This window comes from Nocardiopsis listeri (assembly GCF_020741345.1).
Taxonomy (GTDB): Bacteria; Actinomycetota; Actinomycetes; order Streptosporangiales; family Streptosporangiaceae; genus Nocardiopsis; species Nocardiopsis listeri_A.
In genome coordinates this window covers 15,437-35,711 of the sequence record NZ_DYZD01000052.1, presented here as the reverse complement: position 1 = coordinate 35,711, position 20,275 = coordinate 15,437, and the positions used below count along the sequence as shown (strand labels likewise).

Sequence of the window (20,275 nt, the reverse complement as noted above, 5' to 3'; positions counted from 1 at the left end):
AACGTTGACTCGTCCGGATCCAGACCGCCCCCGAAACCAAGCCCTCGTCAAGTCCTCCCCGCACCATCCCCCTGATCACCACCCATGCGAAGGGCCCCGGAACACGGAAGTCCCAGGGCCCGATGACGGCGGATGACGAACCGCGAGGGTGTCAATCCTCGGGTTCGTAATCCTCGCGCTTCTCTCCGGTCACCATGTAGATCAGGTTGTCGGCGACGTGCACCGCGTGGTCACCGTAACGTTCGTAGAACCGCCCGACCAGGGTCACGTCCATGGTCGCCTCCACCCCGTACTCCCAGCCCGGGGCGAGGATGCGCTGCAGCAGCTTGCGCCGCAGCCGGTCCATCTTGTCGTCGTCCTTGTCCAGCTCCAGGGCGGTGTCGGGGTCCCTCTCCGAGATCACCTCTCCGGCCTTGGTGACCAACAGCTCCGCCTCGTGGCCCATTTCAAGGACGATGGAGCGAACCGGCTTGGGGATGGCCGAGTCCGGGTGCCGGCGACGGGCGATCTTGGCGAGGTGGACGGCGTGGTCGCCCATCCGCTCCAGGTCACCGCGCATGTACAGGGCGGTGATGATGGTTCGCAGGTCGGAGGCCACCGGTTGTTGCCGCGCCATCAGGCTGAAGGCGGTGTCCTCGATCTCCTGGTCCAGTCGGTTGATCGCCTCGTCCCCGGAGATCACCTCCTGGGCGGCGGTGAGGTCGCTGTCCAGCAACGCGGTGGTGGCACGCGCGACGGCGTGCCTGGCGAGCCTGGTCATCTCGACGAGGCGTTCGCTCAGGCTGTCAAGGTCCTCGTGGTACGTATCGCGCATAGGTCAATGCTCCCAGTGTGAGTTTGAAGAATCGGCCAAGAGTCGGTGAACGATGGAAGAACCTCGGTTGTGTCGCGTGCCCTGGCCGGGTAAAGCCCTAGTCGGCCCGCTTACGATCGAATCGTGCAAGGTGAACTTCTCGCCGCGGTAACCGGCATCATCGGACTCGTGCTGGGCGTCGTCATGGGCGTCATCGTCGCCGGTCGCTTCTTCAGGTCGCGTGCGGAACAACTGGAACCGCAGCCGCGCCAGGAGGGCAACGGCCTCCCCCCGGGGATCGCGGAGGTACTCTCCGCGCTTCCCTCTTCCGCTGTGGTGCTGGACTCCGGAGACAGAGTCCTGCGCGCCTCCTCCGCCGCCCGGGCCTTCGGGATCGTCCGTGGGGAGGAACTGGTCATAGGCGAACTCCTCTCGCTGGCCCGCAAGGTCCGTCGGGACGGGGTCATCCGCGAGACCTCGATCGAGGTCGCCGTCCGCAAGTTCGGTCCGGACGCCACGTCCTTCGCCGTGCGGGTGGCACCGCTGGGCGGTACCGGGTTGGTACTCGTCCTGGCCGAGGATCAGACCGAACATCGTCGTGTCGAGGCGGTCCGACGTGACTTCGTGGCCAACATCTCGCACGAGCTGAAGACCCCGGTGGGCGCCCTGTCCCTTTTGGCGGAGACCGTACAGGACGCGAGCGACGACCCGGAGGCCGTCCGCCGATTCACCGAACGCATGCAGATCGAGGCCTCCCGCCTGACCGCCGTCATCCAGGACCTCATCACTCTTTCCCGCATCCAGGGCGCCGAACCGATCGCCGAACCGGTTCCGGTGGACCTGGAATCCATCGTGGAGGAGTCGATCGACGCGGCGCGCATGCCCGCCGACGCCAAGGGGATCGAGCTGGTCGGCAGTGGTGCCGAGGGGCTGACCGTGCTGGGCGACGAAGCCATGCTCGGCACCGCCTTGCGTAACCTGATCACGAACGCCGTCGCGTACAGCCCGAAGAACACCCGGGTGGCGGTCTCCGTGGGGGTCGCCCGGTCGAGCGTCGACATCAGCGTCGCCGACCAGGGAATCGGGATACCCCAACAGGATCTGGAGAGAATCTTCGAGCGGTTCTACCGTGTGGACGCCGCTCGAAGCCGGGCCACCGGTGGTACCGGCCTCGGCCTGGCGATCGTCAAGCACATCATGACCCACCACCGTGGAGAAGTGACCGTGTGGAGCAAGGAGGGGTCGGGGTCGACGTTCACTCTGCGTCTGCCCAGACCGGAGAGCCGGGAGTTCGACACGTCCCGGAACGACAATCACCAGGAGACGGCACAGTGACGCGTGTACTCGTAGTAGAGGACGAGGAGTCCTACAGCGACGCCCTGTCGTACATGCTGCGTAAGGAGGGTTTCGAGGTCGCGGTGGCCCCCACCGGCACCGTGGCTCTGGAGACCTTCGACCGGACCGGGGCCGACCTGGTACTGCTGGACCTCATGCTGCCGGGCTTGTCCGGCACCGAGGTCTGCCGCGCCCTTCGCCAAAAGTCCAACGTCCCCGTCATCATGCTCACCGCCAAGGACTCCGAGATCGACAAGGTCGTCGGTCTGGAGCTGGGCGCCGACGACTATGTGACCAAGCCGTTCTCCTCCCGCGAGCTCGTGGCGCGGATCCGCGCGGTGCTGCGCCGCCGGGGCGAGGTCAAGGCACCGACCAGCGTCATCCTGGAGGCCGGTCCGGTCCGCATGGACGTGGAGCGGCACGTGGTGACGGTGCGCGGTGACAACGTGCAGCTGCCCCTGAAGGAGTTCGAGCTGCTCGAGGTGCTCCTGCTCAACGCCGGACGCGTGCTCACTCGGATGCAGCTCATCGACCGGGTGTGGGGCGCCGACTACGTCGGTGACACCAAGACCCTGGACGTGCACGTGAAGCGGCTGCGAGCCAAGATCGAGGAGGACCCGAGCAGTCCCCGGTACATCGTCACCGTGCGCGGACTCGGCTACAAGTTCGAGCCGGTGACCGTCGAGGTGGAGTAGCGCCGGGCACGGGTGGTCCCCCTTCGGATTCCCCGCGCCGGTACTCCACCGAGCTTCGACCTCCCGTGTCCCGGGCGGCTGCCTCGTCACCGCCCGGGACTTTTCGTGTGCCGGTGCACGGCGCGGGCGAGGATCGGCTCGCCGCAGATCCGTCCTCCCCGCGGCCCCCTAGCCGATGACGAGCCCGTGGACACGTGGTCCGGCGTGTGTCCTCGACCAGGACCCCTTCGGCCGGATCACGCCTCCAGGACGACGGTGAACGGCCCCTCGTTGGTCAGGCTGACGGACATCTGCGCGCCGAACACCCCGGTGGCGACCTCGGCGCCCTGTTCACGCAGTTCCTTGACCACGGCGTCCACGAGGGGTTCGGCGACCGGCCCCGGGGCCGCCGCCTGCCACGTGGGCCGGCGGCCCTTCCGGGCGTCCCCGTAGAGGGTGAACTGGCTGACCACCAGCAGCGGGGCCTGGACGTCGGAGCAGGACTTCTCGTCCGCCAGGATCCGCAGTGTCCAGAGCTTGCGGGCGATCTTGGCGGCCTCGGCCTCGGTGTCGGTGTGGGTGACGCCCACGAGCGCCATGAGCCCGGGCCGGGTGATCTCCCCGACCACCTCGTCGTCCACCGTCACCGAAGCGTGCGACACCCGCTGCACGACCGCGCGCATGGGTTCCCCCTCTTGTTCTCGCCGGCTCTCGTCGCCCCCGCCGGGGGCGTTCCTACTTCGATCGTTGCAGTTGGTTGAGCAGCCCGGTGCGGCGGGTGTTGGTGATGACACCGGTGAGGGTGAACACGAACGTGGTGATGGAGTCCGTGAAGTCCTCGATCCGCCACTCCCGCGGGCCCGTGTACCAGTGCAGGCCGTCACCGTCGAGCTCCTCCGGTTCGAGGTCGGCGATGGCTGCGCCGGCCAGGATGTTGGCCCAACGTTCCACGTCGTCGAAGATCACCGCGTAGGGCAGGTAGCGCGAGTACAGCTCCACCCGTTGCCCCGGCGGCACGGTCTGGGCGCGCGGGCTCAGCAGGTAGTCGCGAAAGCCCATGGTGTGCGCGTACACGGAGCTGCCCAGTCGGGTCTTCGCCGGCATGTACTGGGCCCCGGTGGTGATGGCCGCGCCCGCGATGACGACGGCCAGCCCGGTGAAGGCGGCGTGGGTGAACACCGCGAGCAGGATCGTCGACAGGACACCGACCGCCGTGGTGACCATCCCGACGGTGGTCCAGACACCGCGGACCCGGCTGGGCGAGCGGGAGAACCACTTCAGCCGCACCATGTCCTGGTACAGCTCGTCCCGGACCCGGTCGATCCTGGCGGGGAAGTCCGTGGAGTGCCGAGGCGAGGCGAGTTGGGACATGCGCACGGTGCGCTTCTCCCCGAACAGGGCGTCCAGTAGGAGCCATTCGGATGCCAGCAGGCTCTCCCCGGCAGGGCCGTCCAGCCGGACCAGCCGCCAGTCCACCGAGGTGAAGTGCTCGTGCGGAAGTTCCTCGACCCGGATGTATCCGCGCACGGTCAGGTCCAGGACGCCGGCGGTGAGGTCGGCGATGTCCACGCGCTCGTCCACCAGCGTGCCGATCTGGCCGGGGTGGACGCCGTCGGGGGCGTGGAAGCGCACACGACCGTGTTCACCGGGCTCGATCGGGGCGTGGTCGCCCTGGGAGGCCTCATGGCGCAGGGCCCGTTCGTCACGGCCGCGGATGCGGATCAGGGCGATCAGGCCGCCCACCAGGACCAGCAGCAACAGACCGAAGACGCTTCCGGTCGCCGGGGTGACCGCGAAGGCCGACGCCAGGGACCAGCGTCGAGTGAGGATGGGTTCGCCCTCGGCGGTGCCCGGTGGGTAGTTCACGACGATGTCGAGCCGGTCGTTCGGGCCCATGTCGGCCTGGAGGAAGTGGGCGACGACCGCCTCTCCACCCATGTCGGAGGCGGTGCAGTACATGGAGCTGCGCGGTTCGCCCGCCAGGCAGGACAGGGCCTCCGGGGGCAGGGGCGCGTTGACGGTGACGTCGGTGGTGCGGACCGGGTGGCTGTAGGCGCCCACCGCCCGCCACTCCAGTTGGACGCCCTGGGCGACCTCGCTGATCGTGCCGCCCACCCGGTAGGACAGGCGCACGCCTCGTGTGTCCGCGGTGGGGATGTGCACCAACAGGGCGCCGCCGGTCTCCTCGGTCTCGACGTCGAGGGCCGCCCCGTCGGCGTCGACCACGGTGACGTCGTCGACCTCGAACCGGCGGTCGTGGTCGGTGTCGTAGATCATGGTGGAGGTCAGTGCACGGGTGAAGGTCTCGGGTGGACCCCCCTCGAAGCGGATGTCCTCCTCGGCCCCGAGTACGCCGTGTCGGTCCAGTTCGAGGGTGATCTGGTTGGTGATGGAACCCTCGTCCGCGGCACGGGGCACGGTTCCCGCCGGAGCGTGCCCCGGTACTGTGGTGATCGGTGCGGCCGCCGCCGCGTGCGCCTCCTCTCTCGGCCACGCCACGGTGACCGCTGTGACCAGCGAGGAGAACACGAGCAGGGCCGTCGCCCAAGCGACGGCCGGGCGCAGGGAGCCGACCCACCACATGACGCGAGAGCCTATCCGGTCTTCCCTCGGACCGTGCCCATGGGGCACCCGCCGCGGCTTCGTGATCCGGTGTTTCCGAACGACCCTGAGACCGCCGGACGTGGGCCCGTGGTGAGGGGACCGCGACCGGACCCGGACTTCGATCCCTGGGCGGAACGTCGCGGATTCCTGCAACGGATGGGGCTGGGGGTGTCCTTGTCCCTCGGTACGGGGCTGGCCGCGGTCGGGTTCACCGGATTCCTGGCGATCTCCGCGATGCTGCCCGGCGCCGAGCCGGCCTGGGGAGACCCGGTCGGTACCGATCCCACGGAGCTGATGTCCGCGGACTCGGAGGGATGGCCGGCCGACCATTCGGACGCGCCCATCGACGATCCGCTCGGACAGAACCCGCTGTACGCGGCGGGTGATCTGGGCGAGGTGACGTGCTCCCCACCTTCGTTGGACCAGCAGGACCCTCGTTCGGTCGAGGTGTTCGTGCACTCGATCGCCGACTGTCTGGACACGGCCTGGGCGACCTACTTCGACGAGGCCGGGCTGCCGTTCAGCTCTCCCAACCGGATCTACTGGTACGACGAGGGACACAGCCCCTGCGGCCCCTTCCCGAGCGAAGGCACCGCGGCGTTCTACTGCCAGGCCAACCAGGGCCTGTACCTGGGGGTCAAGGACATCGTGGCGGCTTCGGGCGGCAGTGAGGAACCCGAGGCGTACACGTTCCTGCTCAGCCACGAGTACGGCCATCACGTACAGGGGCAGTCGCGGATGCTCGCCGAGTTCCACGCCCTGCGGGCCAACTCCGACGACGAGACCGCCGACGAGCTGACCCGACGCAACGAACTCCAGGCCAACTGTCTGGGAGGGGTGTTCGTCGGTTCCGCCGAGGAGTCCTTGGGTTACGAGGAGGGCGAGCGGGAGAACATCCTCGACGACGTCGTCCGCCGTTCCGACCGTGAGGGTGCCGGTACGCACGGTTCCGCGGAGAACGGCAGGCTGTGGACCGCACACGGGTTGGATCGCAGGGATCCGGCCGCCTGCAACACGTGGGAGGCCCGCGAGGAGTTGGTGCGGTGAGCGCGGCCTGGGACCACGGTGGACCGGACGAGTCCTCCCGGCTGGCGCGTGCGCGCCGGATGCACCGGAACAATCGTCGGGTGTTCAGCGTGGTCTGCGGCCTGCTGGTTGCCGTACTGGCGTTGTCCCTGCTGTCGTGGTCCACCGTCCGAAACGACTCGGAACCCGGGGTCGACACCGTTCTGGAGCGCGCCGAGAGCGGCGAGGACAAACCCGGGCAGGACGGTTCGCTATCGGACTCCCCCACCGGGCAGTCGGGGTTGCCGGGCCGATCGGTGCCGGACCGGCCCAGCGGAGAGGTGGCGTTGCTGGCCAACCCGCTCTACGAGACGGGGAGACTGAGCCCCCTGCCGTGCCCGGTGCCGGACGTGGAAGTGCACGAACCGGCTTCGATGGAGCTGTTCCTGAACCAGGTCGCCGACTGTCTGGACGATGTCTGGCAGACCCAGTTCGAACGGGCGGGGATCGCCTTCAGCCCACCGGACCGGGTGTTCTGGACCGAGCCCGGGGTGAGCCCGTGCCGCGCCTACCCCTCCGCGGCCGGCGCCTTCTACTGCCGTGCCGGCGGTGCCATCTACATCGGTACCGAGGACGTGGTCGAGAAGTGGAACGGGGCCGAGGAGAGCGTGGTGTACGCCTCGCTGTTGGCCCACGAGTACGCCCACCACGTGCAGGGCGAGTCCGGGCTGTTGGAGTACTACCACGAACAGCGCCAGTTGGAGGAGGACGACGCCGGCCGCAACACCTGGACGCGCCGCAGTGAGCTGCAGGCCAACTGTCTGGCGGGGGCGTTCCTGGGTTCGGTGCGGGTGAGCTACCCGTTGTCCGACCACGACCTCGACGTGCTGTTGGACGACGCGTCCGCGACCGCTGACCGGGAGGGCGATCCGGACGAGAAGCGCACGCACGGCTCCTCGGAGAACAGCATCGGGTGGACCCGCTCCGGGTGGGAGGACCAGTCACCGAGTGCGTGCAACACCTGGGACGTGGAGGACGAGTCGCTGGTGCAGTGAAACGTCCGGCCGGCCGCCCCGAGTCCCTCGCCGGCCGGTTCCGGTCCCACGAGTTGTCCACAGGCTCGAAGATCGCGCTGTTTCGCGACGACTCTGCGTGGCAGGATGCTGACATGCCGGACACAGCCGAACCCCTCCACGAGCCCCCCACCCGCGCACCCGCCTCCCGCGTCCCCGCCGAGTCCGACGTTGAACCATCACGCGCCCACGACCGCGTGGAGTTGCGTGTCCACGGGGTGAGCGGTGGGCACGCGGAGGAGCTCTTGGACGTGGAGCCCGCCATGCGTGTGGGCGGCGACCGGTTGGCCGGGTTCTTCCGGTGGCGACGAAAGCCGGACACCGAGACCCTGCCCGGGGTGCGTCGGGAGATCTTCGCCTGGGGCAATCTGACCTCGGGCGCCTCCTCACGCGCCTTCTGGCTCCTGTTGACTCCGTTCATGATGCTCAACGTGGCCTACTGGATGCGGCCGGGGCGGATGGACGACGGCCAGACCGGAACCCGCCGGGCGGCCAACATCGCCTACGGGGCCGGGGTACGGCTGTTGGCGCTCTCGCTGACCATGCTCATCGTCCTGGCCGCCGCCGGGGTGGGGATGGACCTGGTGGCCTGGCAGTGCGTCGGCCAGGGCGAGGAGTGCGTGCGCGCGCGGCCGTGGTTGGCCTTCCTCGCGTCGGCGTCCTCCCCACTGTCCGCGCCGGGTAGGTCGTTGCTGGTGGGCGCGGTGCTGCCGGCGGTGGTCGTGGTGGTGTTGTGGCGGTTGTCCCGACGGACCGCGGCCGACTACGAGGTGGTGACCGGGCCGGTACCGCCTCGGCACGCCGAGGACGCCCCACTCAGCCACCCCGACTTCTGGCGCAACAGCGAGATCATGGCGCGGCTGCGGTCGGCGCACATCGCGATCGCCGTGGGCACCGTGGCGGCGCTGCTGCTCCTGCCGCCCCTGCTGCACGACCTGGGCGGGCGCGGGGCACCGCTCCCGGACGCCCCGGGTCTGTGGACGGTCGGAGCGGGTCTGGCCGGCCTGTTGGCGCTCGTGGCGCTGTCGGCCACGTCGAGCGTGTTGATCCCGGGCAAGGACCCCCGATGGAACGCGCGCGCCGACCGCCTGTGCCGTGTGCTGCGCGACACCACCCTGGGACTGACCGCGGCCATCGCGGTGTACACGGTCTGGCCACGACCGGGTTGGGTGTCGGAGGGACGACTGCCCGGCAGCGGGACCATGCTCAACGGTCTCTTCGCCGTGCAGGGCGCCCTGGTGGTGATCCTGTTGGTGGCGGCGCTCGTGCTGTTCTCCGTGGACCGGCCGCACCGGTACACCGCCATGCGGGGGTTGGCCGGCCCGTCCACCGCGGCGTTGGGCACCCTGCTGGGCGGCGCCTTCTCCGCGGCCCTGGTCTACCAGGGGTCGCTGTGGTTGAGCGGCTGCGGCTCGATGGACGCCCCGGAGGCCGACTGCCTGGCGCTGTCCCCACCCACCGCCTACTCCTGGCTGCAGCTGGCCTTCGCCTTCCAGGCGATCATCGTGCTGATCGTGGTGGTGGTCCTGGCCCTGTGGCTGCGCGGGGAGGTGCGGGCCCAGTTGCCGAAGGTCACCGCGCTGTACTCACGCAGCGTCCGGGACCGACGGACGTGGGACATCGCACGTGCCCGTGCCGTGGGCCGGATGACCGAAGCGATACCGAAGATCCTGGGCGCGCTGCTGCTACCGGTCGTGCCTCTGGTGGGGCTGGCCCTGTACTCCATCGCCACCGGGAACCTGGAGGCCGGGCCGATGGACGCCCCCATGGCGGTCGCCGGAGGGTTGCAGGGCGTGGCCCAGGACGCCCTGAACGCGCTGGTGGCGGTGGGTTCGCTGCTGGGCGGCGCCGCCCTGGTGGCGCTGGTGTGGATCGGCCGCAGCGCCTACCGGGACCGGCCGACCCGTCAGGCCGTGGGAGCGGTGTGGGACGTGGGCACCTTCTGGCCACGGGCGGCCCACCCGCTGGCACCACCCTCCTACGCCGAACGCGCCGTCCCCCAGCTCACCGCGAGGGTGCGCCGGATGGCCGGGGAGGACACCGGCGTGGTGCTGTCGGGGCACTCGCAGGGTTCGGTGCTGGCGGCGGCCACGGTGTGGCAGTTGCCGCAGGAGTGCGCCGACCGGGTCGCGCTGATCACCCACGGGTCACCGTTGGACCGCTTGTACTCCCGCTACTTCCCCGCCTACTTCGGGCCGGTGGCCTTCAGCGACCTGAACGGGAGGGTCTCGTCCTGGCGCAACCTGTGGCGGGTCACCGACGCCATCGCGGGGCCGGTACGCCGCTCCGGCCCCGACGGGAAGGAGATGGTCGTGCCGACGGTCGAACCACTGCCGGATCCACGTTCCTACGACGCCCTACCCGGGGAGGCCCGCCGTCCGGAGATCCTCGGCCACTCCGACTACACCGGCGATCCCGCCTACGCGGAGGCCATGTGGCAGGTCATGCCCGCCCAACGACCATCGGAGAACCGGGGTTCGGACCCCTACCAGGGCCCGTAGGGACCGTTGTTCTGGTTACCGCCCGTGCCCTTGACCGCGGGACGCACGTCCAGCAGGAAGATGAGCGTGGCCACCAGCCCCAGGATGACGAACATGCCCGTGCCGCTCAGGACCGCGAGAAGGGACAGACCCGACGCCACACCGGTCAGGATCACCCAGAGCTTCTTGGTCTGCTTGTCCATGATCTCGAAGGCCTGTGCCGGTGTCCGCAACGCCTCGATCAACGCGTAGAGGCTGGCCACGAAGGTCACCAGGTAGATGAGCTGCCAGATCCAGTAAAACAAGACTCACTCCAGAGCTACGCGTGATCGAACGGGGGTCCGCCCGCTCTCCACGGTAAACGGACCGGCGTCGATAATCGTGCCCGGAGGGTCAGACCGGAATGTTCCAGAGGCAGGTGACCGTGGCCAGGAGGAAGGCGGAGGAGCCCATGATGACCGCCCCCGCGTGGTAGGGGAGTTCGTCGTCGGGGCTCAAAAGGCGGTTGACCCGGAGCATCACCGCGGGTTCGGCGGGGCGGACGGCCGCCATCGCGCCGGCCGGGACTGGTGCGGGCCCGGCGGCACCGAAACGCAGCAGCGCCATGGCGAGCTCGCGTGAGGAACTCTTGCGCAGGGCCTGATCGTCGGCGCACATCTCGATGAGCAGCGCGACGCTCTCGTAGTAGGTGCGCACGAGGTGTACGCGGGGAAAGGCCCGCTTGAGGGAGGAGAAGGGCAGCAACACGAGGTCGTGGCGCTGACGCAGGTGGGCGTGCTCGTGGGCCAGGACCGCGGCGAGCTCGCGGTTGTCCAGGACCTCCAGGGCGCCCGCGCTGATCACCACCTGGGATCGCAGGACGCCCGGCAGACAGTACGCGGCGGCCGCCGGGTGGTCGACCACCCGGGCCCCGGGGACGTCGGGGTGGTCGCTGGCGACGAGTTCGAGGAGATCGTGGTGGCGTCTACGGACACGCAGGACCTGGATGAAGGAGGCCACCAGTCCGCAGAACAGGACCAGGGTGAGGATCACGGCCAAGGTGACGGCGGCCAGGTGGCTGATGCCTTCGAGCCCCTGGGAGAACTCGGCGAGTATGAACTCGCCGCTGATCAGGTCGGAGAGCATGGCCATGCTGCCGCCGGCGGCCCCGAGTTCGTACGAGGAAAGACCGTAGGCCAGCAACGCGCCGATGGTGGACACACCCCATGCCAGGCCGAGGGCCTGCCAGGTGATGACCGCCGTGTAGGGACCGCGGGAAGGCCACTTCGCCCGGTGGAGAGCTTCCATGGCGACGAGGCAGCTGACCGCGACGAGAGTGAGGAGTGCGGCACTGACCATTCGGACTAGTTCCTTGGCTGCTCGATTTCCGCGAGTGCGCGCCTGAGCGCTTCAGCCTCCTGGCCGTCCATGGATTGGACGAAGGCGGCCAGGGCCGCGTCACGGTCGATCGTCTGACCGAGTGCGTCGAACATCAACTCGGACACGTAGTTCTCACGGCTGGCTGCCGGACGGTACCGCCACGCACGGCCCTCACGTGCCCGGGTGACGACCTTCTTCTTGGCGAGTCGGTCGAGCACGGTCATGACGGTCGTGTGCGCCAGGTCCCGCTCTGCGAGCGCTTTGCCGACCTCGCGAACCGTCATTGGTTCGTTTCGTGCCCACAGTACATCCATCACCGCGCGTTCAAGTTCGCCAAGCCGATTCATGTTCACGAGTCTACGACGGGTAGTACTACTGCCTGTGGCACCCCCACGTTAATTCAAGATGGCTTGTGGGCAAGGGTATTGAGTCCTTGGCGCCAGGGGCCGAAGGGCGCTCGCGTCCTGGGCCCCATCGAGTCGGAGAGATCCTTGTCCCCGGCGTCGGGCGACGTCCGGGGTCTTGCGAAGGGAGTGGACCCGTGTCCGAACGTATGCGCGTGAACCTGTCGCGAGGAGACATCACCGAACAGCGCGTGGACGCCATCGTCAACGCCGCCAACAGCTCGCTGCTGGGCGGCGGCGGGGTGGACGGGGCGATCCACCGCAAGGGCGGAAGGGCGATCCTGGAGGAGTGCCGGGCGCTGCGGGACTCCCACTACGGCGGCGGGTTGCCGGCCGGTCGGGCGGTGGCCACCACCGCGGGGAACCTACCGGCCCGCTGGGTGATCCACACCGTGGGCCCCGTGTACAGCACCACCGAGGACCGCTCGGAGGTATTGGCCTCCTGCTTCACCGAGTCGCTGCGGGTCGCCGAGGAGCTGGGGGCCGAGTCGATCGCCTTCCCCGCCATCTCCACGGGGGTCTACCGGTGGCCGCCGGAATCCGCGGCCAGGATCGCCGCGCGGGCACTGAGCACCGCTCCCGTCCGGGTGCCCAGGGTGGAGATGGTGTTGTTCGACGAGGACACGCTCGCGGTCTTCCAGCGGGCCTTCGACACACGCTGAGATCGCCCATGGGCCCCGGCTACCGCGGTTCCGCCGGGCATCGTACGCTCCCGTGTATGGGACACCGGCATCCGAGCAAGCTCAAGAACCCAGAGGTGGGTCACGCGCGCGCCCGTTGGCTTTTGCGCGCGGAACTCGCCGGGTGTGACGCCTGCCGTGCCGAGGGCGACAAGGACGCGTTGGCCGACCTGGCGTCGGACGGCGTCTTCGATTCCCTGATCACCGGATTCGTACTCGCCCGTGTCCAGCAATGGCACTCACCCAGCAGACCGTCCCAGTACCCCGCGACGGTGTACCGCATCGCCCCCATCGATGAACGGGACTTCTGGTGGGCCCCCACCCAGCACTGCATGCGCGTGTGCACGGTGACGGGGCCCGAAGGTGTCGACACCGTTCCCGCGCTCCGGGAACTGCGTTTGATGTCGAGTTCGGACCGGTCACTGGTCCTGGACGACATCATCGACGGGCTGGCCGAAACGGAAGGATGACCCTTGAGGCCCGTTCACCAAGGGACACCGCACATGTCCCCCAAACACGACAAGCCCATCGTGGGCCTGTGCGAAAGATGCGGTGAGTACCTCAACCCCGGGGTGCGCACCTGCCCCAACTGCGGCCACTACAACTCCTAGCCGCCCGCCGGCCCCGGTCTCCCCTCGCAGTCGACCGGAGCCGGCGACCGGGGGCGTACACCCCTCACTCCGAATCTCCGAAGCGACATTGGAAGATCCGAACGCAGGGAACATGTTCAACTACACTGGGTCACATTCTCCTGACCGTTCCTCGTTCGGTCACCGGTTGCCCCCGACCCTTGAGGTTGCGACGTGTTCGTCTCCTTCTCCCGACGCGCCACCGTACTCCTCGCCTCCTGCGCCGTGGCCGTGATCGCAGCGTCCCTGGCCACCGCCACGCCGGAACGGCTGGTCGAGCGGATCGGACACCACCTTTCCGAGGCCGAATCCGAACTCGCCACCGGCCGGGTGCGCGTCCCGCCCGACGCCGACTCCACCCCGGCCGCGCTGCCCCGCCCCGGCGACGTCGCGGTCTGCGACGAACCCGGGCGCGACGAGGTGGTCGCCCTCCCCGACACGGCCGCCAACGGCGACCAGACGCGTTCCGTGTGGATCCGCAGACCCCCCGGACCGGACAGCGCCGACCTTCCCGTGCTCTACCTCCTGCACGGGTCCTCCTCCAACCCTCGAACCCTGATGGAGGCGGGCGTGGGCGACCTGATGGACCGTCAGATGTGCCGAAGCGGGGTCGAGTTCGTGATCGCCGCCCCGCACGGACAGGTCGAGGACGGGGCCACCACCGAGTGGGCCGACGCCCATGACGGAAGCTTCGCCCTGGAGAGCTTCGTCACCGGACCGACCGTGGCCGCGGTGGAGGGGGAGCACCCTCGTCCACGGTCCCTACGGGCCATCGGCGGTTTCTCCATGGGCGGTTACGGCGCGGCCGCCCTCGCACTGCGCAACCCCGCCCTGTACTCACAGGTGGTGAGCTGGGCCGGGTACTTCCGGGTCGACGACCCGCACGGCGTCCTCGGCACGGACACCGACCCGCACTCCCCCGACAACCTCCTCGAACCCGAGGACGTGCGCGACCTGCGTTTCATGCTGGTCGAGGGACGCGAGGACCACACACCGCTCCAGGAGGGGAGGATCCAGGGAGAGGCCGAACGTTTCTCCGGCCTGCTCACCGAGCACGGTATGACGGTCACCACCCTGCTGCCCCGCGGCGGCCACGATCTGCGCACCTGGAAGCGCACGTTCCCCGACGTCGCGGACTTCCTCGTCGCCGGTTGGGCGTCTACACCCTGACCTTGGATCGGGTCAACCCCGCCCCCTGGGACAGGCCGGTCGGGAACAGTGTGTACCTTCGTCGCTGTTGACGACTACTGCCCGCACACGCGACCTGGAGGGACCACCGGTGTCCGGACCCGTTCCGTTGGGTGATCAGGCGACGGTCCCCTCGAGGATCGCGACGGTGAGCCTGCACACCTCCCCACTCGACCAACCCGGTACCGGTGACGCCGGTGGACTCAACGTCTACGTCGTCGAGGTGGCACGGCGGCTGGCCGAGCGCGGCGTGGCGGTGGACGTGTTCACCAGGGCCACCGGACCGGCACTGCCGCCCGTGGTCGAACTCGCCCCCGGGGTGAACGTGCGGCACGTGCCCGCGGGCCCCTACGGGCGCCTGGACAAGAACACCCTCGCCGAACACCTGTGCTCGTTCATCTTCGGGATGATGCGGGCCGAGGCGCAGGCCGAGCCGGGCCACTACGACCTCGTGCACGGCCATTACTGGTTGTCCGGCAAGGCCGGGATCGTGGCCGCGCGGCGGTGGGGCGTGCCGATGGTGCAGTCGATGCACACCATGGCCCGGGTGAAGAACGCCGCCCTGGCCGAGGGAGACACCCCCGAACCGGAGGACCGGGTGCGCGGCGAGGACCAATTGGTCCGTCAGGCCGACCGGCTCATCGCCAACACCGACGACGAGGCCCGCCAACTCTCCGACTTCTACGGAGCCCGACCCGAACAGCTCCACACGATCCCGCCCGGTGTGGACCTGGACACCTTCTCGCCCGGGTCGCGCGCCGAGGCCCTGGAACGGATCGGTCTTCCTCGGAACGCCCACCTGCTGCTCTTCGTCGGCCGGGTGCAACGGCTCAAGGCCCCGGACGTGCTCATCCGCGCCGCCGCCGAACTCCTGGAACAGGACCCCTCCCTGCGCGATCGTCTCGTGGTGGGCGTGGTCGGTGGCCTGTCCGGAGGGGGGATGCACGAGCCACGCATGCTCACCGACCTGGCCCGGTCGCTCGGGGTGGCCGACGTGGTGCGGATGGAACCGCCACAGGACCGTCGGCGCCTGGCCGACTTCTACCGGGCCGCGACCGTGACGGTGGTGCCCTCCTACTCGGAGTCCTTCGGGTTGGTGGCCGTGGAGTCACAGGCCTGTGGAACCCCGGTCGTGGCGGCCCGCGTCGGTGGACTGACCACCGCCGTCTCCGACCGTGTGTCGGGTGTCCTGGTGGACGGGCACGACCCGCGCCACTACGCCACCGAACTGCACCGGTTGATCCACGAACCGGCCTGGCATGCCAAGCTGGCGGAGGCCGCGCCGGAGCACGCGGCCACCCTGAGCTGGTCGCGGACCGTGGACGATCTGTTGGACGTGTACCGGTCGGCCCTGACCCCGCGCGAACTCCCACTCGCCGCGGCGGCGTGCCGGTGACGGGGACGTCCGTGAAGGAGAGGGGAACGCACGTGGCGGAGACGACGGTGCGCGAGAACGCGATCAAGGCGATCGAACGGGCGGTGGGCGAGGCCGAGCTGGAGGTCGAACGTCCACGTGAGGGCTCCTTCCTGGTCACCATCCCGGGCACGGCCAAGCTCAAGACCCTGGTGTGGTTGGAGGCCGGCCCGCACAGCCTCACCCTGACCTCGTTCTTCTGCCGACAGCCGGACGAGAACCACGCCGGGTTCTACCGGTGGCTGACCCGACGCAGCTCCGACATGTACGGAATGGCGTTCACCTCCGACGACGTCGGCGACGTCTACATCCGCGGCCGGCTCCCCCTGGGCGGTGTCACCGTCGACGAGGTCGACCGGCTGCTGGGATGCGTGCTCACCTACTCGGACGAGAACTTCAACACGGCGCTGGAGTTGGGATTCGCCTCGGCGATCCGCAAGGAGTGGAAGTGGCGCCTCGAACGCGGCCACGACACCCGGAATCTGCGCGCCTTCGCCCACCTGGCCGAACCGGCCGGGACTTCGAGTGACTAGGCTTGTCCCCATGGGAACTCTGGTACTGCTGCGACACGGTGAAAGTGTCTGGAACGCGAAGGGCCTGTTCACCGGCTGGGTGGACGTGGACCTGTCCGCAAAGGGCGAGGACGAGGCCCGCCGGGGCGGCGAGCTGCTCAAGTCCGCCGGGGTGACCCCGGACGTGTTGCACACCTCGCTGCTCAAGCGCGCCATCCGCACCGCGAACCTCGCGCTGGAGTCCGCCGACCTGCACTGGCTGCCGGTCGAGCGCTCCTGGCGCCTCAACGAGCGTCACTACGGCGCCCTTCAGGGCAAGGACAAGGCTCAGACCCGTGATGAGTACGGCGAAGAGCAGTTCATGATCTGGCGCCGTTCCTACGACACTCCCCCGCCGCCCATCGCCGACGACGACCCGTACTCGCAGTCCGATGACGCCCGCTACGGGCTCCTGCCGCCGGAGCTGCTGCCGCGTACCGAGTGCCTCAAGGACGTGCTCGACCGCGCCCTGCCCTACTGGTACGACAACATCGTCCCGGAGCTGGCCGCCGGCAAGACCGTCCTGGTCGCCGCGCACGGCAACTCGCTGCGGGCTCTGGTCAAGCACCTGGACGGGGTCGGCGACGCCGACATCGCGGGGCTGAACATCCCCACCGGCATCCCCCTCGTCTACGAGCTGGACGAGGACTTCAAGCCCACGAACCCGGGCGGCACCTACCTCGACCCGGAGGCCGCCAAGGCCGCCATCGAGGCCGTCGCCAACCAGGGCAAGAAGTAGCCCCCTGGACGAGATCGGTGCCCGTACCTCCGACGGTGGTACGGGCACTTTCGTTTTCGGAGGGCGGGTCAGTAGACCAGCGCCTGGGCCCCGTCCTGGAGGGTCTCCTCGACGAAGGTCTGCGCCCCCGCGATGCGCACGCCGTCGATAAGGTCGTCCTGGGCGAGGTCGCGCCGGGCCGCGCACTGGGTGCACACCGTGACCCGGCCGGCGGCCAGCACCGCGGCCAGCAGGTCCTGCAACGGAGCGGCGTGTTCGAGTTCGAAGGTCTCGGCGCGTCCGGGGACCGCGAACCACGCGGACTCCCCGGTCAACCAGAGGGAGACCTCCACGCCGGCGGTCACCGCCGCGGTCGCGACCGTGAACGCCTGATTGCACCGTTCCGGAGCGTCCGCACCGGCCGTGACCTTGATCACCAAAGAACGAGACATGTCCGTCAGCCTACCGAGAGGCCGATCAGGACGAGCGCGGTTCCCACGATGGCGCAGAACAGGAATCCGACGGACACCCCCAGGGCCTCGGTCCGGCGCGGAGAGACCCGTGTGGCCCGGTCGACCACACCGTGCTCGATGGTGAGCGGGTCCTCGTCCGAGCCGGCCAACACGACCCGGCCCTCACGCGTGTGGACACGTCCGGTGACACGGACCGGAGCACCCGTCCGGATGATCCACTCGCGGTACTCGAACTCGATGGTCTCGCCCCGAAAGACGCCGGAGATGCGGCCCCGGACCCTGGGCAGGAGATCGTCCGCGGCGGCGGCCACCCCGGGCTGGGGGCGGCCGACCTGGCGCTTGAGGCAGAGTTCGGCTTCCCGCGGTTCGGTGCCTGCGGGGTCGACGAAGATGCGCTGTGCGTCCCCGGGGCGCCCCTCCCCCACCAGACCGAAGAGATCGTCGGAGCCGTAGTCGGCGATGGAGTCACAGGTACGCTCACCGACCTGCCCGTCGGCCCGGCCCCGGGCCAACGGCCGGTAGTGCCGCAGGACCTCGTGACCGTGCCAGACGCACTCGACACCCGCCAGTCCGGACTCGACGGCGCCGGCGGGGCCCGGCGCGGCCACTCCGGTGAGGGTCACACGCCTGCCCTCGTGCTCGGCCACCGCGGAGGGAAGGAGCATCGCCAGACCCCGCTGGCGGTGCCAGCGGCGCAGTGCGATGAGGGCGAGTGGGAGGAGGACCACCGCGACGACGAGCAACGCCGAACCGATCACCAGTAACACAGGCAGCCCCTTTGGAATCGTGTTCGGAAATCGTGTCGGAGGTCGGGGGACGGCGGTGTGCGTCCGAGCCCCGGGGACCCACCGTGTCCGTCAACCATCTTTACCAGTTCTCCGGGAAAGCCGGGCCAATTGGGCATGTCCGGTCCGAGGCACGGGGGTGGCGGTGACGGATGCCTTCACGCGAGTGGTCACCGGCACCTCCGCCGCGCGCTACTCTCGGGGGTTATGGACGCTGCGGTACACCCTGATCTGGCGAAACTGTCCTTCCTGTTCGGACGTTGGGAGGGCGTCGGCGTCGCCGGTTATGTGGAAGAGGAGAAGTTCCAGTTCGGCCAGGAGGTCGAGTTCACCCCGCGCGCGGGGCTGCCCTATGTGGCCTACAGCGCCAAGGCCTGGCGGATGAACTCGGACGGAACCACCGGCGAGCTGATCACCGAGGAATCGGGGTACTGGCGTGCCCTCTCCGAGGAGGACACCGCCCGGTACGCGGCGGACGACGAGAACAACATCGTCCACCTCGAAGTGATGATCGCCCACAACGAGGGCTACCTGGAGTCCTACGAGGGCAACCTGTTCGCCAACCGGGTGGAGATGCGAAGCGCCGGGATCGTGCGCACCATCACCGGCCTGGAGGTACAGGGGTCGCACCGCCTGTACGGGCTGTTCAACGACGGAAGCCAGACCCTGGGTTACGCGTGGGACCTGGCCGCCCGTGACCTGGGGCTTCAGTCGTACATGTCCGCCCAGCTCAAGCGAGTGGCCGAGATCGAGCCGAACGACGGCAAGTAGGCCCGTTCGGGGTCTGGACATGGACGAACCCCGGGCCGTCTCCTACGAGAGGGTCGGATCGGACAAGGTCCGACAGCCCGGGGTTCGGGTGTCCGTCTGGGATTCGCCTACGACGTACGTCGAGCGAATGCTCGGCGTCGTCCTAGCGGACGGCCACCTCGCCGGTCCTAGGGTCAATCATGTTCTGGACCACCTCCTTTCCTGCGTGCCGCCAAACTACGTCCCGTGGACGGCGGTGGGCAAGTGATTTTCTGTGATCTGTATCCCCAGGTCAACGACGCCCCTGTGCCCTCTTGGACGGGGCGGATACCCTCGGCGGTATGACTTCGCCGTTGCTGACCACACCCGGTGCCGTGAGCGCCGAGACCCCCGACACCGACGTCGCCGCGCACTACGGCGACCCCTCGCACGAGGGCCGCGCGATCGAACGCTCCAGCGCCTGGGTCGACCGGAGCAACCGGGGTGTGGTGCGGGTGAGCGGACCCGACCGCCTCGACTGGCTCAACGACCTCACCAGCCAGCTGACCCGGGGCCTGACCCCGGGGGCGGGCACCGAAGCGCTGATCATGGACGCGCGCGGCCGCCTGAAGCACCACCTGTCGATGGTGGACGACGGTGAGTCCACGTGGATGCACACCGAGCCGGGTGACGCCGCCGAGACCGCCCGCTTCCTGGACTCGATGGTGTTCATGCTGCGGGTGGAGGTCGAGGACCTCTCGGGCTCGCTCTCGGTGTTGACGCTGCTCGGCCCGGACCGGGACAAGGCGCTGGCCGTGGTGGAGGGTCCGGTCACCCGGACCACCGAGCACGAGATCGACCTGTTCGTGCCTTCCGAGGAGCTCGTGACGACCGCGAAGAAGCTGACCGAGGCGGGGACCCGCCCGGCCGGCATGTGGGCCTACGAGGCGCACAGGATCGCCTCGCACCGGGCTCGGGCCGGTCTGGACTCCGACGAGCGCGCCATCCCGCACGAGATGGACTGGATCGGTTCAGCCGTGCATTTGGAGAAGGGCTGCTACCCCGGACAGGAGACGGTGGCCCGGGTGCACAACCTGGGGCGTCCCCCGCGCCGCCTGGTGCTACTGCACCTGGACGGCACCAGGGAGCGGCTTCCCGCGGTGGGCGCCGACATCGAGCTGGAGGGGCGGCGGATCGGCCGTGTGGGCAGTTCCGCCCGCCACCACGAGTTGGGACCGATCGCGCTGGGACTGGTCAAGCGGACGGCGCCGACCGACGCCGATCTGGTGGCGGACGGCATCGCCGCCGGCCAGGAGGTCATCGTGGACCCGGACACCGGGGCCAACGCCCAGATCGACCTGCGGCGCCGACCGCGGTAGGG

At 69.2% G+C, this 20,275-nt stretch carries 22 protein-coding genes; 14 read left to right on the top strand and 8 right to left on the bottom strand.

Translation table 11 applies throughout. From position 1 onward, the window contains the following. Positions 1 to 151 precede the first annotated feature (151 nt). Positions 152 to 814, bottom strand: coding sequence for a phosphate signaling complex protein PhoU (phoU, locus tag K8V84_RS02995; protein WP_304070025.1), 663 nt, complete (start codon positions 812 to 814; stop codon positions 152 to 154). Positions 815 to 937: 123 nt separating this feature from the next. On the opposite strand from phoU, the gene K8V84_RS02990 reads away from it, so the two are divergent. Further along, positions 938 to 2,128, top strand: a complete 1,191-nt coding sequence (locus tag K8V84_RS02990) for a cell wall metabolism sensor histidine kinase WalK (RefSeq protein ID WP_304070023.1) — start codon at positions 938 to 940, stop codon at positions 2,126 to 2,128. Beyond that, entirely contained in the window at positions 2,125 to 2,823 is a 699-nt protein-coding gene (locus K8V84_RS02985; RefSeq protein WP_304070020.1) for a response regulator transcription factor, read from the top strand. The genes K8V84_RS02990 and K8V84_RS02985 overlap by 4 nt, the downstream gene beginning before the upstream one ends. Before the next feature lie 236 nt (positions 2,824 to 3,059). Here the strand turns inward: K8V84_RS02985 and dtd are convergent, their stop codons facing one another. Next, positions 3,060 to 3,485 (bottom strand): D-aminoacyl-tRNA deacylase, encoded by a 426-nt coding sequence (gene dtd / locus K8V84_RS02980; RefSeq protein ID WP_304070017.1) that lies wholly within the window; start codon positions 3,483 to 3,485, stop codon positions 3,060 to 3,062. Positions 3,486 to 3,537: 52 nt separating this feature from the next. Next, a complete protein-coding gene (locus tag K8V84_RS02975) occupies positions 3,538 to 5,385 on the bottom strand; it encodes a DUF2207 domain-containing protein (protein WP_304070015.1) in 1,848 nt (615 codons plus the stop codon). A 177-nt stretch (positions 5,386 to 5,562) separates the two neighbouring features. On the opposite strand from K8V84_RS02975, the gene K8V84_RS02970 reads away from it, so the two are divergent. The 3 genes from K8V84_RS02970 (at position 5,563) to K8V84_RS02960 (ending at position 9,985) form a co-directional block, all read left to right on the top strand. Further along, positions 5,563 to 6,453, top strand: a complete 891-nt coding sequence (locus K8V84_RS02970; RefSeq protein ID WP_304070035.1) for a neutral zinc metallopeptidase — start codon at positions 5,563 to 5,565, stop codon at positions 6,451 to 6,453. A gap of 59 nt (positions 6,454 to 6,512) precedes the next feature. Beyond that, complete coding sequence (locus K8V84_RS02965; protein ID WP_304070033.1) at positions 6,513 to 7,466, top strand: neutral zinc metallopeptidase; 954 nt, start codon at positions 6,513 to 6,515, stop codon at positions 7,464 to 7,466. A gap of 113 nt (positions 7,467 to 7,579) precedes the next feature. Further along, on the top strand, positions 7,580 to 9,985 hold the full coding sequence (locus tag K8V84_RS02960) for a hypothetical protein (RefSeq protein ID WP_304070012.1): 2,406 nt from the start codon (positions 7,580 to 7,582) through the stop codon (positions 9,983 to 9,985). Here K8V84_RS02960 and K8V84_RS02955 read toward each other — a convergent pair. The 3 genes from K8V84_RS02955 to K8V84_RS02945 form a co-directional block, all read right to left on the bottom strand. After that, positions 9,970 to 10,269, bottom strand: a complete 300-nt coding sequence (locus K8V84_RS02955) for a DUF2516 family protein (RefSeq protein ID WP_304070011.1) — start codon at positions 10,267 to 10,269, stop codon at positions 9,970 to 9,972. The genes K8V84_RS02960 and K8V84_RS02955 overlap by 16 nt on opposite strands. A gap of 88 nt (positions 10,270 to 10,357) precedes the next feature. Next, positions 10,358 to 11,302: a M56 family metallopeptidase gene (locus K8V84_RS02950; RefSeq protein WP_304070009.1), complete on the bottom strand. Its 945-nt coding sequence runs from the start codon at positions 11,300 to 11,302 to the stop codon at positions 10,358 to 10,360. A 5-nt stretch (positions 11,303 to 11,307) separates the two neighbouring features. Beyond that, positions 11,308 to 11,670, bottom strand: coding sequence for a BlaI/MecI/CopY family transcriptional regulator (locus K8V84_RS02945; RefSeq protein ID WP_304070008.1), 363 nt, complete (start codon positions 11,668 to 11,670; stop codon positions 11,308 to 11,310). A 206-nt stretch (positions 11,671 to 11,876) separates the two neighbouring features. On the opposite strand from K8V84_RS02945, the gene K8V84_RS02940 reads away from it, so the two are divergent. The 7 genes from K8V84_RS02940 (at position 11,877) to K8V84_RS02915 (ending at position 16,928) form a co-directional block, all read left to right on the top strand. Continuing rightward, positions 11,877 to 12,389 (top strand): O-acetyl-ADP-ribose deacetylase, encoded by a 513-nt coding sequence (locus K8V84_RS02940; protein WP_304070030.1) that lies wholly within the window; start codon positions 11,877 to 11,879, stop codon positions 12,387 to 12,389. A gap of 56 nt (positions 12,390 to 12,445) precedes the next feature. Beyond that, positions 12,446 to 12,877, top strand: coding sequence for a hypothetical protein (locus K8V84_RS02935; RefSeq protein ID WP_304070006.1), 432 nt, complete (start codon positions 12,446 to 12,448; stop codon positions 12,875 to 12,877). A gap of 33 nt (positions 12,878 to 12,910) precedes the next feature. Continuing rightward, a complete protein-coding gene (locus tag K8V84_RS25820; protein WP_358503562.1) occupies positions 12,911 to 13,018 on the top strand; it encodes a zinc-ribbon domain-containing protein in 108 nt (35 codons plus the stop codon). A gap of 192 nt (positions 13,019 to 13,210) precedes the next feature. Further along, positions 13,211 to 14,206, top strand: coding sequence for an esterase family protein (locus K8V84_RS02930; RefSeq protein WP_304070004.1), 996 nt, complete (start codon positions 13,211 to 13,213; stop codon positions 14,204 to 14,206). Positions 14,207 to 14,315: 109 nt separating this feature from the next. Continuing rightward, positions 14,316 to 15,620 carry a D-inositol-3-phosphate glycosyltransferase gene (mshA, locus tag K8V84_RS02925; protein ID WP_304070001.1) on the top strand — a complete coding sequence of 435 codons (1,305 nt, stop codon included), beginning with the start codon at positions 14,316 to 14,318 and terminating at the stop codon, positions 15,618 to 15,620. 32 nt (positions 15,621 to 15,652) lie between these two features. After that, positions 15,653 to 16,171, top strand: coding sequence for a YbjN domain-containing protein (locus K8V84_RS02920; protein ID WP_304069999.1), 519 nt, complete (start codon positions 15,653 to 15,655; stop codon positions 16,169 to 16,171). A gap of 10 nt (positions 16,172 to 16,181) precedes the next feature. Next, on the top strand, positions 16,182 to 16,928 hold the full coding sequence (locus K8V84_RS02915; protein ID WP_304069997.1) for a phosphoglyceromutase: 747 nt from the start codon (positions 16,182 to 16,184) through the stop codon (positions 16,926 to 16,928). A gap of 68 nt (positions 16,929 to 16,996) precedes the next feature. On the opposite strand, the gene K8V84_RS02910 is transcribed toward K8V84_RS02915, so the two are convergent. After that, positions 16,997 to 17,359 (bottom strand): DsrE family protein, encoded by a 363-nt coding sequence (locus tag K8V84_RS02910; protein ID WP_304069994.1) that lies wholly within the window; start codon positions 17,357 to 17,359, stop codon positions 16,997 to 16,999. Positions 17,360 to 17,364: 5 nt separating this feature from the next. Further along, positions 17,365 to 18,147, bottom strand: a complete 783-nt coding sequence (locus tag K8V84_RS02905) for a hypothetical protein (RefSeq protein WP_304069991.1) — start codon at positions 18,145 to 18,147, stop codon at positions 17,365 to 17,367. Positions 18,148 to 18,372: 225 nt separating this feature from the next. On the opposite strand from K8V84_RS02905, the gene K8V84_RS02900 reads away from it, so the two are divergent. Together K8V84_RS02900 and K8V84_RS02895 are read left to right on the top strand one after the other, a co-directional pair. Continuing rightward, complete coding sequence (locus tag K8V84_RS02900; protein ID WP_304069988.1) at positions 18,373 to 18,936, top strand: FABP family protein; 564 nt, start codon at positions 18,373 to 18,375, stop codon at positions 18,934 to 18,936. Between the two features lie 320 nt (positions 18,937 to 19,256). Further along, a complete protein-coding gene (locus K8V84_RS02895; protein ID WP_304069985.1) occupies positions 19,257 to 20,273 on the top strand; it encodes a folate-binding protein in 1,017 nt (338 codons plus the stop codon). Positions 20,274 to 20,275: the final 2 nt, after the last annotated feature.

Bases quoted from the DNA above. Each gene is read 5' to 3' on its own strand.
- phoU (WP_304070025.1), bottom strand. From the start codon at position 814: ATGCGCGATACGTACCACGAGGACCTTGACAGCCTGAGCGAACGCCTC.
- dtd (WP_304070017.1), bottom strand. From the start codon at position 3,485: ATGCGCGCGGTCGTGCAGCGGGTGTCGCACGCTTCGGTGACGGTGGAC.
- K8V84_RS02975 (WP_304070015.1), bottom strand. From the start codon at position 5,385: ATGTGGTGGGTCGGCTCCCTGCGCCCGGCCGTCGCTTGGGCGACGGCC.
- K8V84_RS02970 (WP_304070035.1), top strand. From the start codon at position 5,563: ATGGGGCTGGGGGTGTCCTTGTCCCTCGGTACGGGGCTGGCCGCGGTC.
- K8V84_RS02965 (WP_304070033.1), top strand. From the start codon at position 6,513: ATGCACCGGAACAATCGTCGGGTGTTCAGCGTGGTCTGCGGCCTGCTG.
- K8V84_RS02960 (WP_304070012.1), top strand. From the start codon at position 7,580: ATGCCGGACACAGCCGAACCCCTCCACGAGCCCCCCACCCGCGCACCC.
- K8V84_RS02950 (WP_304070009.1), bottom strand. From the start codon at position 11,302: ATGGTCAGTGCCGCACTCCTCACTCTCGTCGCGGTCAGCTGCCTCGTC.
- K8V84_RS02945 (WP_304070008.1), bottom strand. From the start codon at position 11,670: ATGAATCGGCTTGGCGAACTTGAACGCGCGGTGATGGATGTACTGTGG.
- K8V84_RS02940 (WP_304070030.1), top strand. From the start codon at position 11,877: ATGCGCGTGAACCTGTCGCGAGGAGACATCACCGAACAGCGCGTGGAC.
- K8V84_RS02935 (WP_304070006.1), top strand. From the start codon at position 12,446: ATGGGACACCGGCATCCGAGCAAGCTCAAGAACCCAGAGGTGGGTCAC.
- K8V84_RS25820 (WP_358503562.1), top strand. From the start codon at position 12,911: ATGTCCCCCAAACACGACAAGCCCATCGTGGGCCTGTGCGAAAGATGC.
- K8V84_RS02915 (WP_304069997.1), top strand. From the start codon at position 16,182: ATGGGAACTCTGGTACTGCTGCGACACGGTGAAAGTGTCTGGAACGCG.
- K8V84_RS02910 (WP_304069994.1), bottom strand. From the start codon at position 17,359: ATGTCTCGTTCTTTGGTGATCAAGGTCACGGCCGGTGCGGACGCTCCG.
- K8V84_RS02900 (WP_304069988.1), top strand. From the start codon at position 18,373: ATGGACGCTGCGGTACACCCTGATCTGGCGAAACTGTCCTTCCTGTTC.
- K8V84_RS02895 (WP_304069985.1), top strand. From the start codon at position 19,257: ATGACTTCGCCGTTGCTGACCACACCCGGTGCCGTGAGCGCCGAGACC.